Annotated in this window: 8 protein-coding genes; 1 reads left to right on the plus strand and 7 read right to left on the minus strand. The window is 40.8% G+C overall.

Translation table 11 applies throughout. The annotated features are described in order from the left end of the window. Positions 1-14 precede the first annotated feature (14 nt). The 7 genes from AACZ87_RS05405 to AACZ87_RS05435 form a co-directional block, all read right to left on the minus strand. Positions 15-3,173 carry a TonB-dependent receptor gene (locus AACZ87_RS05405; RefSeq protein WP_339865589.1) on the minus strand — a complete coding sequence of 1,053 codons (3,159 nt, stop codon included), beginning with the start codon at positions 3,171-3,173 and terminating at the stop codon, positions 15-17. Between the two features lie 605 nt (positions 3,174-3,778). Next, a complete protein-coding gene (locus AACZ87_RS05410; protein WP_339865591.1) occupies positions 3,779-4,780 on the minus strand; it encodes a glycoside hydrolase family 5 protein in 1,002 nt (333 codons plus the stop codon). 306 nt (positions 4,781-5,086) lie between these two features. After that, complete coding sequence (locus tag AACZ87_RS05415) at positions 5,087-9,184, minus strand: two-component regulator propeller domain-containing protein (protein WP_339865593.1); 4,098 nt, start codon at positions 9,182-9,184, stop codon at positions 5,087-5,089. Between the two features lie 151 nt (positions 9,185-9,335). Beyond that, on the minus strand, positions 9,336-10,649 hold the full coding sequence (gene xylA / locus AACZ87_RS05420; RefSeq protein WP_339865595.1) for a xylose isomerase: 1,314 nt from the start codon (positions 10,647-10,649) through the stop codon (positions 9,336-9,338). A gap of 89 nt (positions 10,650-10,738) precedes the next feature. Then, complete coding sequence (locus AACZ87_RS05425; protein ID WP_339865597.1) at positions 10,739-12,238, minus strand: FGGY family carbohydrate kinase; 1,500 nt, start codon at positions 12,236-12,238, stop codon at positions 10,739-10,741. An 11-nt stretch (positions 12,239-12,249) separates the two neighbouring features. Continuing rightward, on the minus strand, positions 12,250-13,893 hold the full coding sequence (locus tag AACZ87_RS05430; protein WP_339865599.1) for a sodium/sugar symporter: 1,644 nt from the start codon (positions 13,891-13,893) through the stop codon (positions 12,250-12,252). 117 nt (positions 13,894-14,010) lie between these two features. Further along, positions 14,011-14,823 carry an aminotransferase class IV gene (locus tag AACZ87_RS05435; RefSeq protein ID WP_339865601.1) on the minus strand — a complete coding sequence of 271 codons (813 nt, stop codon included), beginning with the start codon at positions 14,821-14,823 and terminating at the stop codon, positions 14,011-14,013. A 167-nt stretch (positions 14,824-14,990) separates the two neighbouring features. Between AACZ87_RS05435 and sdaAB the strand changes: the two genes are divergently transcribed. After that, a complete protein-coding gene (sdaAB, locus tag AACZ87_RS05440; RefSeq protein ID WP_339865603.1) occupies positions 14,991-15,668 on the plus strand; it encodes an L-serine ammonia-lyase, iron-sulfur-dependent subunit beta in 678 nt (225 codons plus the stop codon).

Raw genomic sequence — 15,668 nt, forward strand, 5'->3', positions numbered from 1 at the left:
TTATAATTTTTGGATTAGAAGTCTACACCTAAGCTGAATGTGTACATTCTCGTCTGAGGATATCTACCGTAGTCCACACCGATCAATTGATTACCAGCTGATACGTTGTTACCAATCGAAGCACCTACTTCAGGATCGTATCCTTTGTATTTGGTGAAAGTGAATGCATTCTGTACACCGAATGCCAATTTTAAACTTCTAACTACATTTTGTTTACCTAGCAATTCATCTGGGAACACATAAGAAAGATTGATGTTTTTAATTCTGACATAAGAACCATCTTCCACATATTTGTCAGAGATCCTAGTTCCATTTCCATTCAGATCAGTGGCAGTGATTCTAGGAATTTCTGTATCCGAATTTGAGATGAAAGGATTACCTGCTTCATCCATTTCGATTCTTGCGTAATCGTATGTTTCCAAAAGCATGTTTCTACCCAAGTTCACGTTGTTAGGGTTGATGTTGAGGAATCTATTGTAATTATAGATATCAACTCCAAGAGCTCCTGTAAACAAGATGTCAAGTGCAAAGCCTTTGTAAGCAAATTGCTGAGTCATACCAAAAGTAAATTTTGGCCAAGGGTTACCAATGAAAGTCTGATCACGCTCATCGATCACACCATCTTCGTTGATATCCTTGTACTTGATGTCACCTACGTAGATACCATTATCACGATCTACTTGGATAGGATTTCCTGAGTTATCTACTGGTCTAGCGCTAGTCTCTACTTCCTCAAGAGATTGGAACAAACCATCTGCCTGATAGCCGTAGAACAACCATGGCGCTTGACCAGGAATTGCTCTTGCAGTAAAGTTGTTCAACCACCACGCTGTACGATCAATGAAAGCCGTCTCAGAGAAAAATTTGGTCACTTCAGTTTTGAAACCTGAGAAGTTGTAATTAGAACTCCAAGAGAATCCACTTGCTCTGTTATCGATGTTGATCGTGTTGATAGTTATACCGTAACCTCTATTTTCAAGAGCTCCAATATTCACAGTAGGAGTACCGATGCTTCCTTCAGCAGATGTACCCATGTACCAAGGTAGCGGATTAGGTAAAAGCAAGTTGTCAGTTTTCTTCAAATAGAAATCACCTTCAATCTGAAGTCTGTTATTAAGCAAGTTCAAGTTGAAACCAAGGTTGACAGTAGAAGTCTCTTCCCATTTCAAGTTTGGATTACCAAATCTTTGAACCAAGAATCCACCACCCCATGGAGTAGGAACACTTGGCGAACTAAGCGGCGCGAAAATTGCACCTGCATCTCCTTGGTTACCCGTAAGGCCAGTTTCAAATCTGATTTTAAACTCATCCATCCAGGTAGCTCCTTGTAAGAAGTTCTCTTCAGAAACTCTCCAGGCTGCTGATACAGAAGGGAAATATCCCCATCTATTCTCAGGACCGAAATTGGCAGAACCATCAGCTCTGAATGCACCCAAAAGGATATATTTCTCATTGAAGGTATAATTTGCTCTCGCAAAGAATGACTCCATAGCCCAGCTATTCGCACCACCGCTGTTAGTAGCTCCTTGTGCAGATCCAAGCCCTAGTTCCTGAAGATCATTGGAAGGGAAATTTACTCTACCAGCATTCAAGTATTCATATTGAGATTCCTGTGCCTCATGAGAGGCCATCAAGTCTAAAGCATGCTTGCCCCAAACTGCGTTGTAGGTAAACATCTGATTCCAGTTCCAATAGAAGCTATTGCTAGATTCTTCAGATAGGGTGTTTGTATCGTTAGTCACTACACCTAGCGTATAGGTTGGAGTGAAGAAGTGACCGTTATTATAATTAACGTTGGCGTTTACCATAGAACGGAACTTCAGCCCTTTCACAATGTCAATTTCTACGTTGAAACCACCTTGGGCACCTCTTCTTTTGTAGCTTCTATCCAATAGATTAGCCAAAGCGATCGGGTTAGCTGGAGTAAACTGCAAGCTTGATCCATTTACAGGATCCGCTCCGCCCCAGGAACCATCAGGATTTGTTACTGGTACGTTAGGAGCCATCTGGATAGCATTGTTGATTACATCAGAGCTACCAGTTGCCAACTGCTCATCCGTATGGAACAATTGCATGTTCAAACCTAGTTTCAACCATTTTCTAGTTTGGTTGTCAATGTTTGTTCTAAAAGAGTAACGATCAAAGGAAGAACCTATCGCTACACCTTCTTGATTGAAGTATTCACCTGAAATGTAAAACTTAGTCTTTTCATCCCCGCCAGAAAGCGTAATGTTATGTTTGTTCAATGGCGCTGTTTTGAAAAGCGCATCTTGCCAGTTAGTTCCTTCACCCAAGAGCGTAGGATCCAAGAATGCGGCTGGAGGATCACCACCAGTAATTTCGCGGATATCATTAGTCATTGTAGCATATTGGCTCAATGACATAACGTCTAGATTTTCTGGCTTATCCTGAAGCGTGTACAGATAATTATAAGTGATTTTGGTGTCACCTGCCTTACCACGCTTAGTAGTAATCATGATAACACCATTTGTGCCTCTAGACCCGTAAATCGCCGTTGCAGAAGGGCCTTGCAACACTTCCATAGATTCAATATCACTTGGGTTCAAACCAGCCAGTGGATTTGTAGAAGAAGTGTTACCATAAGAAACAGCAGCAGGCTGAATCTGAACACCATCAATTACATAGAGCGGTTGGTTGGTACCTCCAATAGAGTTAACACCACGAATGTTTACAGAAATACCTCCTCCTGGAGCACCTGTATTTTGTGTCACATATACACCAGCAGCACGACCCTGAAGGGCTTGCTCTACAGTTGTATTGACTGTACGTTCTATATCTTCAGAAGTCACAGATACCTGTGCTGAGGACATATCACGCTTTTTCATAGTACCGTAACCTACCACTACAACTTCATCCAGAGAAGCCATATCTTCTTCCATGGAGATGTTAATTGTGGATTGATTACCTACTACGACTTCCTGAGCTTTGTAGCCAATAAAGCTAAAAACCAGGACGGATTCAGAAGAAGGAACAGTAATCGAATACGTTCCATCAACTTCAGTTGCTACACCAGTAGTGGTTCCTTTCACCAGCACTGTTACACCTGGGAGAGCAAGTCCATCGCCTACAGCATCCACGGTTCCTTTGACCGTGACCTGAGCTTGAACTACACCTACCAGAAGCATGAGCCAAAGTGGTAATAGTTTTTTCATCATGAGGGGTTTAATTGTAAGAAATTGGTAAGTAGGTATTGAGCAGGAAAAGATTTTCCCGAGGTAAAACTAGGTTTAATAGGTAGTAGTTTTTGCTTAATTCAGTTTGGGTTTTTGTTTAAAAATCATCGTAACAAACACCAAAAACTGAGAAGTATTCCTAGCATCGAACTTGCATTTTCGATACGAATTGAATTGTATAATTCAATAGTAATGGAATGGGATCTGGTTTTTGGGTTTACTGCTTTTGATCCGAATAAATGTAGTTTTAGTACACTAGCTGAAGGGTATTCAAATGTTTTTAATAGGGGTATCAAATGTTAACCTCTCCGAAATCGTTTGCATAAAGCATTTAAAGGCTGTTTTTTTGTTTTTGAAATCATGTTTTTTTTCCATTATAATTCTTTTTTTAACCGCAAAGGACTCAGAGGATAGCGTTGATGTCGCCATTTGAATGGTAGAGTTTCTATTCCTTATAATCCAAATCTCTTCAATCTGCAGAAGTGTTATTCCTTAACATTGCCACACCCTTGCCTTTCTCCGTTCAGTAGTTATCCACTTGAAAGTTGAGTTTGAAAATTGAGCCTTGACAATTTCTCTATGTCTTAATTCAGATTCTTTTCTAGCGCTTTTTTGACCACTTGACCCCAAGGCTTAATCTGTGCTTCTGTCCAGTTTCCTTCTGAGGATGCCGAAGGCAAAACCATAGAGCAGGTCTCATCTTTGTCTGCAATAGACCAAGCCGCCCAAGAGATTTTTCTGCTTTCCATCCAGCTAAGCCAAGCATTCCAAGACGCAGTGTCAATAGGCCCGTCTCCCGTGGCTTCCATACCGGCACACTCAGTTACAAAAATCGGCAAACCATCTTTGAAGGCCTTTTCCGCTCGCTCACGTAAATAGTCCTTATGCGTAGCTGCATAGAAATGTAAAACGTACATGATATTCTCCTGATTCAAAATAGGATTCTGAGCTACGATATGAATGTCCTGACTCCAAGTAGGCGAACCCACCAAGATCAAATTGTCAGGATCATATTTTCTAATTTCAGTGATGATTTCCTCGCTGTAGGCTTTGACTTCTTCCCAAGTCTCGTAATCAGGCTCATTGAAAAGCTCATAGATTACATGGGGACTGTCGCCATAGGTTTGTGCCATCTCTATGAAAAAAGCCTTCGCTTGCTCAGGATATAAATCATGACTATGCCAATCGATGATCACGTACATATCCTCAGCGATAGCAGCGTCCACTACAGCTTTGATTTTCCCGATAGCAAACTCTGGGTTTTCTAGATAGGCATCGGCAGGGTCTACTCCCATCGCAGCACGCACCATATTAGCATTCCAGTCACTTTTCAGGTATTTCACTGCTGAAGTATTGTAAAATCTCGGCCACCAGTTATGCCAGCCAAAGCTCACTCCTCTTAGCATCACCGCTTCGCCAGTACTATCAGTCAGTTTACCATCTGTCACTTTCAATTGGCCAAAGTACTGGACTTCACCGACTGGATCGGGTGTGGTGACTACAGGTGCTGTTGGTATGGGGTCAGGTGCAGAAGCTTCAGTACAGGATGAAAGAATCAAACCTGCGATGACTAGCATTTTTTTCATGGGTTGGGTTATGTTAATTGAAAGACCAATTTTACACAAACCTATTCTCCATCTCGGGTATCAATTGTTTCTGATTAGGGTAATGAACGTTAAATATGTTCGTTCTGTCATCTTTTTCTAGACATGGGTCATCTTTTAATAGACACAATTCAACAAAAAATAGAGCTATGTCTAGAATTCCATGAGCTTTGTCAGCAAAAAGTAGAGCTATGTCTATTATTTCATGAAGTAGATCAGCAAAAAGTAGAGCTCTGTTTACTTTTATCCCTCAAGCTATCGATGAGCGAGTTAGCTAAAAGAGTTCTATTACTCTGTAGCTATTTCTTGTCGCTTAGCGGCATATTCTGATGGAAGCATAGCAAATTCTGCCTTGAAGTGCTTCGCAAAATACTTGGCATTATTGTATCCAACCATGTAGGCGATTTCAGATACGTTCAACTGACTTTTCTCCAACAGTTGTGACGCACGCTTCAAACGGATAAGTCTTATAAATTCAATAGGGCTTTTTCCAGTGATTGACTGGAGTTTTTTGTACAAATGAACTCGGCTCATCCCCAATTCCTTGCTGAGGAATTCTACCGAAAGCTGCGGATCTTCCATGTGTTTTTCAACTACCGCCACTGCTTTTTGAATCAACTGATCGTCAAGCGAGGTGACCTTCACTTCCGATGCATTGATCTGAATCTTGTTTCTATTTTGCTCCTGGATTACATTTCGCTCACGCAAAAGGTTTTTAATACTAAGCTGCAAAATCTCCAGATTAAACGGCTTGGTCAAGTATAGATTGCAACCGCTATCCAAACTTTGAAGCATCGCTTCCTCAGATTTTTTAGCCGTAAGCAAGATCACAGGGATGTGCGAGGTCTTAATATCCCCTTTCACTTTTTGGCAAAACTCCTTCCCATCCATCTGCGGCATCATCAAATCTGAAATAATCAAATCTGGGATGTGCTGCTGCGCCAAATCCCAACCTTGAGCCCCATTATTTGCAGTAAATACTTGATAGGTATCAGTCAAGCAATCCTTCAGGTAATTCCTAAACTCCACATGATCTTCTGCTATCAAAATCACTTCCTTCAGTCCGCCTCCTTCAAGTGCCGCCTCCTCATCATCTTCCTCCCAATTCTCCGGAATAATCAATGCCAAAGGAATACTAAGTGTGAACACAGACCCCATGCCTGGCTCACTCTCCACGGTGATCTCTCCTTTCATAGTTCGTGCAAAATCCTGCACTAAGGACAAGCCAATGCCACTCCCCTGATTCAACTGCTGTCCATGACCTTCTGTGGTATAGAACCTCTCAAAAATCTTATGCTGATCTTCCACCGAAATCCCCACTCCTGTGTCTGATACCGACAGAATCAAAATCCCCTTCTCCTCATTTTCCTGTTGCAGCTCTAGGGCAACCGTAATTGCACCGTCTTCCTGCGTGAACTTAAAGGCATTGGAAAGTAAATTGAAAATGATCTTCTCCAACTTGTCCTGGTCAAAAATAGCTTGTTGACCATGGGTATTGGTCTCAAAACTCAGATGAATATGCTTGTTCTCTGACAATTCATGAAAATCAGCCACGCAATCTTTGATAAATTGGACCACATCGCCTTCTGAAGGATGAAAAGTTAAGCCCCCCTTTTCTACATTTTTCACATCCAGCAGTTGATTGATAAGCTTGAGCAATCTCCTGGCATTGCGCTGAATAATCTTGTATTGGCTAAGCAATCCTGTGTTTTCAGTGCCTGAAATCAAATGCTCCGTTGGAGTCAAAATCAAGGAAAGTGGCGTTCTGAATTCATGGCTGAGATTGGTGAAAAACTTGGTTTTCAAGCGATCCAACTCCTGTACTCGCTTGGCTTCGAGCATTGCTTGCTCACGTTCAAATTTTTCACGTTGACGAGTAAGAAAAGAGTTTCTGAAATAGAAAATAAAAGCCAGAATAGCCATTAGATACAAGAAATATGCAATCGGTGTCTTCCAGAACGGAGCCAGAATTTTAATATCCAAGCTGTACTCATAAGAGCTCCAGCCATCCAAAACTGTCCCCGGCTGCACGATCAAGGTATAATTCCCAGGATCAAGGTTAGTGAAGGTCACTTTTGCCAGGTCATCGTTGAGATAGATCCAATCGTCATTGAAGCCAATCAACTTGTATCTGTACTTGTTTTTTTCTGGGTAAAGGAAATTCAGCGCACTGAAACCAATGGAAAAAATATTCTCATCATGTCTCAATACTAACTTGTCCATATTCTCCAGAGATTTTGGAAGCAGAACTCGGTTGGAAAGCATATCCCCTACTTTCACCTCCTCATTGAAGAGCTGGAAGTCGGTAAATACAACAGCTGGATTGTTACGTTCGAAAGCAAAATTTTCGGATTTGAAAATATTGTAGCCATTTGGTCCACCAAAAATGAATTCGTTATTCCTGGTTTTTAACGCTGCATTTTTGTTGAATAAAGCTGCTTGAAGACCATCTTTCTGATCAAAGTTTTGGAAAGTAATGCTGTATGGATTCTCATTACGATTAACTTCTGCATAGCTTAAGCCCATCTGAGTACTTATCCAGAGATTGCTGTCATTGTCCTCCAGCAAATCAACAAGATAATCTGTAGGAAGCCCTTCCTCCTCACCAAAGTGTACAAATGAGCTATCAGGTTTATTAAAATAGTACAAGCCACTCATACTAGTGACCCACAATACCCCTTCTCTGTCCACAAACAGATCGCTGATATTCGAATCTATGAACCCATTCCCTTGGGTTTCGGAATAAAAAGCATTCTGGCCTGTCTCATAATTCAGCATATTCAGACCGCTTCCACCAGACACCCAAATGTTACCATCTTTGTCTTCCGCGAAGCCTGTGATGTATTGATTATTGGTGAAAAATGGAGCACTCCCAGCTGGGTAATTATGAAATGTCTTCCTGTCTTTTTCCAACATAGAAATCCCTGAACGCAATGTTCCTATCCATATTTTGCCAGTACTGTCCTCAAAAAGTTTCCATATACTTGGCCCGGGAATCCCAGATGTATTTTCAGGCAAATACTGGTAATTTTTAAATTCTTTTCCATCAAAACTTCCCAAGCCATTCAAATAGGTTCCTACCCAGAGAACCCCTTCCCGATCTATAATCAAATCCACAATCACGTCACCAGTTAAGCTTGACGCATTGTCGGGATCATGCTTGAATTGCTTATACGTATTAGTTTTTCTGTTGTGATAAAAAAGCCCTCCGCCGTTTGTACCTATGTATAGGTTTCCTAAACTATCTTCTGCAAAAGCATTGACATCATTGAATGGAAGCGAATTCAGATCAGCGAAATTTTTTCGCACATGTGAAAAGCGCAGTAGACCTTGATGATAGTATGCAACACCTTTCTTATGCGTACCTACCCAGATAATGTCCTCGTTGTCTTTATACAAAGAATAGATCACATTGTGAGGCATAGAATTATCCTGTGAATTCTCCCCCGTCAGATACTTGACAGTTCCTGTAGCCTTATCCAGTACATTGATTCCTCCATGATCTGTTCCCAACCAAATCTGCCCTTTTTTAGATTCTACGATGGCCTTCACCATATTATTGTTCAACCAAAAAGTACCTTGATCTTCCTGATTGGCTTCTATAGTATTCGAAAATCCATCAACTCGAAAAACCCCCAAATCACGCTCAGGATCAAATATCCAGGCATCTCCATCCGAATCAACCATGATTTCATAAGTAGCAACAGCGGGAATTTTCCCTTTTGGAAGCTTCAATGTTTTAGTGACTATCAGGCGATTTGGATCTAGCAAATCAATGATTCCGGAACTGTGGACTACCCAAATCATTCCATCAGGGGCTTCTGCTATGGCTGCAATTTGATTAGAGGAAAGGCTCCCCTTTTCGTTTGTCTTTTGCACATAGCTAGTCTTTCCAGTTTCTTCATCATAAATACTGAGACCTTTGGCTGGGTGGGTAAACCAAAATCTACTTTGGCGGTCCTTCATCAGCATTCCCACTGAATCAGAAGCTAGGTGATAGGTGGAAGAAAAAACCGTAACACCCCTAGAAAATTGCTCGTTTTCAGGATTGTAGATATCATAAATCCCGTTGACATTTTTCACCCAAAGTTTATCCTTTGGCCCTACAAAAATCTTGCTGATGTTATTGTGCGAAATGGATGTGGAATCCTTGGTATTCAAAAAAACTTTAGTGCGCGTACCATCATATCTATATAGACCGTAAGCTGTGCCGTACCACATCATCCCATCTGCATCTCTGATCATGCTCAGAATATTGGAATTGGATAATCCCAGACTTTCATCCAGGTTTCGAAACACCAGCTTCTCTACTTCAGCCTGACCAAAAACTGATCCCGCCCAAAGCATCAAAACACAAGCTATTCCACTTACCACATTTCCTTTCATACACCAGTAACTATGGGGGCCAAATTATGAGAATTAAAGGGAAAATTGTATCTCCATCTCAATTTTTAACAAAACCAGGTACTATTTTACATCAAAAAAGTCCGGTTGACAACTCTCAACCGGACTTTCAGAAATTATTTATAAAAGATATTTAGATAAATCTATTCAATAGATTCTCGAAGTATTCTTGCTTGCCACTAATCTGAAGAGGCTCACCTACTTCAGCAGCATGGTTTCTCAAGTCTTCCAGCGTGAAATTACCTGTTTCGAAAGACTTACCTTTTCCAGAATCAAAGCTAGCATAGCGATTCTTTCTTCTTTCTAGGTAGTCAGATTTCTCCAAGATATCCTGAGCAATCAGCATCCCTCTTGCAAATGCATCCATACTTCCGATATGTGCCAAGAAAAGATCATCCATATCAGTTGAGTTTCTTCTGATTTTCGCATCAAAGTTCACTCCACCGCCTTGGATACCTGCCGAGGTCAATATCACCAACATAGCTTCGGTCATTTCCTGTAAGTTCATCGCAAACTGATCAGTATCCCATCCATTTTGGTAGTCACCTCTGTTAGCATCGATACTTCCAAGCATACCTGCATCCGCACATACTTGTAGCTCATGTTGGAATGTGTGACCTGCTAGAGTAGCGTGGTTCACTTCGATATTCAATTTGAAATCCTTGTCCAATCCATGCTGTCTCAAGAACCCGATTACTGTAGCAGCATCGTAGTCATACTGGTGTTTGGTTGGTTCCATTGGCTTTGGCTCGATGAAGAAGGTTCCTTCGAAACCATTCTTTCTACCATAATCACGAGCTACAGTTAGGAATTGAGCTAAGTGCTCAGTCTCACGCTTCATGTCGGTATTTAACAAAGACATATAACCTTCACGGCCACCCCAGAACACATAGTTTTCACCACCAAGGGCAATAGTAGCGTCAATTGCATTTTTTACCTGCGCTCCTGCATAAGAAACTACATTGAAATCAGGATTGGTAGAAGCACCATTCATGTAGCGGGGATTGCTGAATACGTTGGCAGTTCCCCAAAGCAATTTCACACCAGTTTCCGCCTGCTTTTGCTTAGCATATTCTGTGATGATCTGCATTCTTTTTTCATACTCGGCTAGATTTGCTCCTTCGTCGATCAAGTCAATGTCATGAAAGCAATAGTATGGTGCCCCTATTTTGGTGATGAATTCAAAAGCCGCGTCCATCTTATCTTTTGCACGCTGAATAGGATCAGCAGCCGCATCCCATGGATGTACGATAGTACCTGGGCCGAACGGATCTCCACCAGTTCCGCAGAAGGAATGCCAATAAGCAATAGAAAATTTGAAGTGCTCCTTCATTGTTTTCCCACCGATGATACGATTTTCATCATAAAATCTAAATGCTAATGGGTTATCACTTTCTTTACCTTCGAAAGGGATTTTGTCGATTGACGAGAAATAAGTTTTTGACATTTTACTGAGATTTATTAGGTTTTTATAGGTTTGAAATTTCTTAAGTTTAATATCCGCAATGGTTTCAGGAGCGGATAATCACATTCTTTTTAATCCATTTTTTGGATTGCTTCCAAATGATTTTTCCAAGTGGAATATACTTCTTCGTATTGGTCAAAGAAATGTTCATTTGGCTCCACTGTCTCAAGCAGTTCAAGTCCGTGGAACGCTTCTGCTTCATTGGCATATACTCCTGCCCCAATTCCGGCACCTCTTGCAGCTCCCTGAGCACCATCAGTGTCATATAATTCGAGTACTACTTTATTCATATGAACAAAAGTCTTCCTGAAAACTGGGCTCAGAAACATGTTTGCTTTTCCAGCCTTTACAGTATTGAGGTCAAGACCCATTTCTTGCATGATTCTGAACCCAAAGGTAAGCGCTGAAACAATACCTTCCTGAGCGGAACGAATCATATGTCGTTTATCATGTTTCAAGAGATCTAATCCCATCATATGCGCTCCAACATGCTTATTTTGCATGATACGCTCAGCACCGTTCCCAAAAGGAATGAAAGTCAGCCCTTCTGAACCAATAGGTGCAGAACCGCCAAGATTATTCATTTCATCGTACTCGATATGAGCTGCGCCCATGGTTTTCTTCAGCCAGCTATTCAAAATACCCGTTCCATTCACACAAAGTAATACACCATAAGATGGGTTTGCTTCAGAGTGATTGACATGTACAAAGGTATTAACTCTTGACAAAGGATCATGAAGTGGCTTATCCGCAACTCCATAAACAGTTCCGGAGGTACCAGCAGTAGTAGCTAATTCTCCAGGCTTCAATACCTGAAGCGAGAATGCATTGTTTGGCTGATCTCCAGCACGGTATGAAATAGGCACTCCTTCTTCGATCCCAGTTACCTCGGATGCAAAGGCAGATACTCTTCCTTGTATAGAATAGGAAGGAACTACTTCAGGAATCCATGATTTGGAGATTTGATAGTTGTCTAGAACTTTTTCACTCAAGCCATTTTTCTGAAAATCCCAGAAAATCCCTTCGGATAACCCAGTTTCAGAAGTGCAAATCTCTCCGCTTAATCTCATCGCAATGAAATCTCCCGGAAGCATCATTTTATGAATTTTAGACGCAAGCTCTGGCTCATTTTCTATGACCCAGCGAAGTTTGGAAGCTGTGAAATTCCCGGGGGAATTGAGCAGGTTTTTTAGGCAATACTCTTCTCCAAGCTCTCTAAACGCCTTTTCTCCAATTCCTACTGCCCGACTATCACACCAAATGATAGATGGTCTGAGGACATTTTGATCCTTATCAACGAGAACTAATCCGTGCATTTGATAGGCTATTCCGATTCCTTTAAGTTCGCCTTTTTTCACGGCTGCCTTATTGATCACATAGCGTATTGAATGCTGTACATATTTCCACCAAGTCTCTGGGTCTTGCTCTGCCCAGCCTTTTTCAGGGGAATCTATAATCATTTCCTCTTCAGGAAAAGCTTTTGAAATCAAAGCCTTACCTGTATCTGCATCAAGCAAGGAGGTTTTGACAGAGGAGCTCCCGATGTCAATCCCTAGTAATAAACGTCTCATCTAAAATTATTTTACCAGAATACAATGTATAATGCCGCTGTGATACCAGCGATCAGAACCGCACCAATTTTGAACGTGGTACTTGTCTTGAACAGATCCTTATTGATGTCGATGCTATTTGGATGATTTTTCCCTTTGCCTTCTACCAAGCTAATGATGATCATCAATGCGGCTAAAACTAAGAACACTACTCCCATTCTGTCGAGGAAAGGAAGCGCAGGAAATATAATCTTCAAAAGTACTGACAGCGGAATACTCAAAGCAGCACCTGTCAAAGCGGCATTTGAAGTTGTTTTTTTCCAGAAAACACCAAAGAAGAAAATGGCAAATACACCTGGGCTAATGAAACCAGTATATTCTTGGATAAACTGGAATGCCTGATCAAGTGCTCCTAAAGCCGGAGCGACGATGGAGGCTACAGCAAAAGCAACCAACGCTGTAATTCGTCCAACTTTTACTTGATTGGCTTCAGAAGCGTCTTTCTTGATGTATTTATTATAAATATCCATCGTGAAAATGGTAGATGTACTATTCGCCATAGACGCCAACGATGAAACGATCGCAGCTGTCAATGCTGCAAAGGCAAGACCTTTCAATCCAACTGGTAACAATTGAAGTAAAGTTGGGTATGCTCTATCGGATTTAACAAGACCAGTAACTGGGTCTTTCATAGATTCAATGAACCCTACGTCTATGCCATTGTTTACAATCACATAAGCCGCAATACCCGGAATCACTACGATCAAAGGCATAAGCAATTTCAAGAAACCAGCGAAAATCATCCCCTTCTGAGCTTCATCCAAACTCTTGGCAGCCAAGGCTCTTTGGGTGATGTATTGATTGAATCCCCAATAGCTGAGGTTAGTGATCCACATACCTCCCACCAATACAGAAATTCCAGGAAGATCAAGATATGCGTCGCGCGTTCCTCCAGACCCATCAGGAATCATCATTTCTCCTTTGGATAAAATCATTGAGAAGTGTCCTGGAACTTCTCTTCTTAAAAGACCTAAGCCTTCCCAAGCGTCACCGCCACCTACCATCTGAAGCGCAATGTAAGTAGTCGCAAGACCGCCTGCGATCAAGAAAACCACTTGAATCACATCTGTCCAAGCTACAGCTTTCAGACCTCCATAGATAGAATAAATCATGGCAAATAGCGCCAAACCAGCAATTCCATACCCCATAGGCACATCAAGAATAGTATTTAAACTCAATGCACCTAAATACAATACCGATGTTAGGTTAACAAATACATACAGAAGCAGCCAGAAGATGGCCATTGTAGTTCTTACCCGTGTGTCATAACGATCAAGTAAAAAACCAGGCATGGTATAAATGCCCTTTTTAATATAAACAGGTAGAAAGAAAATAGCGACTACTAATAAAGTCACTGCAGCCATCCATTCGTAAGTGGAAATAGCCAATCCCAATGCAAATCCAGATCCTGACATCCCAATAAATTGTTCGGCAGAAATATTTGATGCGATCAGGGAAGCTCCTACCGCCCACCATGGCAAGGCTTTGGAGGCAAGAAAGTAATCTGAAGAATTTTTTACGTGGCCTTTCTTCTCACGGGAAACAAAAATACCCATCCCGATGATGAGCAAACAATAGCCAATAAAGACGGCTAAATCTAAAGGTTCTAAGAGCATAAATATTAGGTTAGGTTTTGGGCAGTTAGTTTGGGTAAACTACTAATCTTATTAGAATAGGACGATAAAGATAATATTTTCAAGATAAGCTGGATAATAAAAAGTGTCTTATTAAAATTAATCAAATATTAGTTGGAGAAATTCTAAGGGATCAGTCAAAAACTCCGCCCCTCTAAACTCACTTAAGTAGCTGATTCCAGATGAGTTACTTACAAAAACTCGATCTGCAAGTTCCAAATCTGAAATTAAATATTCTCCTTCTTCAAAATGTATTTTTTTTTGATCTAGGATATCCAATATCACTTGGCGACTAACCCCATTGATACAGCTGCAACTTAAAGCTGGAGTAAAAACCATCCCATCCTTTGTCCAGAAAATATTAGCTATGCTAGCTTCAGATATGAAACCACGGTAATCAAGTAAGATCATTTCATCCAATCCTCGTTCAAGTTTTTCTTGATTTGCTAATACATAGGACAATGAATTAAGAGACTTAAATGAGCTCCAAAGTGTGGGGAAAAGTTGGACTTTCGTCGAAACATCAGCTTTCTGCTTCACCGAAGGGGCGGTCTTAAATTCGGTAACTTGAAGGATTTGTTCAATTTCAGAGGTTTCAGGGGTGTATTTTCCAGACCCAGCCCGGGACACGTTCCATCTAATACGTTTTCGTTGATTTGGGAATTCAGCAGCAAACAAATCAAGAAGCTCTTTCTCATTTATCGCTTCCTGATCTAACCCAAGAATTAACATTCCTGACTTCAAACGTTGAATATGTTTGTCAAAAAATCTAATTTCATACCCATTCCAAACCATAGTTTCAAATAATCCATCTCCATAGCTCATTGCGCGATTAGGGAACTTTACTTTCGCATCAGCTGACCAAATTTCATTACCGGATGTTTTTTGAAAGATTGTTTCGATTTCGGTCATAAAAGTGTTCACAATCGGTCATAAGACCATTTTGTAGATAAATTAAGATGTTAAACTATTTAAATATGTGACCATTTAACTAGCATTTAATACAATAAACCTCATTTCTTGTATGAAATACCTAGAACGATTTTACCTTAGCACCAAAATTGGAATAAAAGAACCGGATGGCAAATAAAAGTAGCGTTTTTGATATGATTGGACCTATAATGATTGGCCCATCTTCTTCACATACCGCTGGGGTAGTGAGAATCGCAAGAGCTGCAGTTCGTGTTTTGGGAGGAAAACCTGACGATGCATCTATTACCTTTTACAACTCTTTTGCTAGAACCTACGAAGGGCACGGGAGTGATCGGGCTATTATCGGAGGGTTGATGGACTTTAAAACTGACGATGCAAACATCAAAAATTCACTTGAAATAGCTAAAGAAAATGGATTTACGTATCGTTTTAAATCAATAGGTAATTCATCGATACATCATCCTAATACGATCAAACTTAACCTCAGAAAAGGAGAACGAACGGTAGAAGTGGTAGGTGAAAGCTTGGGTGGTGGAGTGATCAACATTTCAGAAGTAGATGGATTTACAGCTAATTTCTCAGCTGCAGATCATACACTTATTATTAAAGCTAAAGATATCTCAGGGGCAATTGCCTTCATATCAGCAGTAATCGCGCAGGAGAAAGCAAACATTGCCACCATGTCTGTTTCCAGAAAAGGCAAAAATGATCTTGCTTGCCACGTGATAGAAATGGATTCTGGGATCCAAGAAATTACGCTTACCTATTTAAAATCATTATCCTGGATTACCGAATTAATTTATATACCTGACATTGACCTTTAA

Origin of the sequence: uncultured Algoriphagus sp., from assembly GCF_963974365.1 — a bacterium.
GTDB lineage: Bacteria > Bacteroidota > Bacteroidia > Cytophagales > Cyclobacteriaceae > Algoriphagus.

Coding starts and splice junctions, on each gene's coding strand:
- AACZ87_RS05405 (WP_339865589.1), bottom strand. CDS start 3,173: ATGAAAAAACTATTACCACTTTGGCTCATGCTTCTGGTAGGTGTAGTT.
- AACZ87_RS05410 (WP_339865591.1), bottom strand. CDS start 4,780: ATGAAAAAAATGCTAGTCATCGCAGGTTTGATTCTTTCATCCTGTACT.
- AACZ87_RS05415 (WP_339865593.1), bottom strand. CDS start 9,184: ATGAAAGGAAATGTGGTAAGTGGAATAGCTTGTGTTTTGATGCTTTGG.
- xylA (WP_339865595.1), bottom strand. CDS start 10,649: ATGTCAAAAACTTATTTCTCGTCAATCGACAAAATCCCTTTCGAAGGT.
- AACZ87_RS05425 (WP_339865597.1), bottom strand. CDS start 12,238: ATGAGACGTTTATTACTAGGGATTGACATCGGGAGCTCCTCTGTCAAA.
- AACZ87_RS05430 (WP_339865599.1), bottom strand. CDS start 13,893: ATGCTCTTAGAACCTTTAGATTTAGCCGTCTTTATTGGCTATTGTTTG.
- AACZ87_RS05435 (WP_339865601.1), bottom strand. CDS start 14,823: ATGACCGAAATCGAAACAATCTTTCAAAAAACATCCGGTAATGAAATT.
- sdaAB (WP_339865603.1), top strand. CDS start 14,991: ATGGCAAATAAAAGTAGCGTTTTTGATATGATTGGACCTATAATGATT.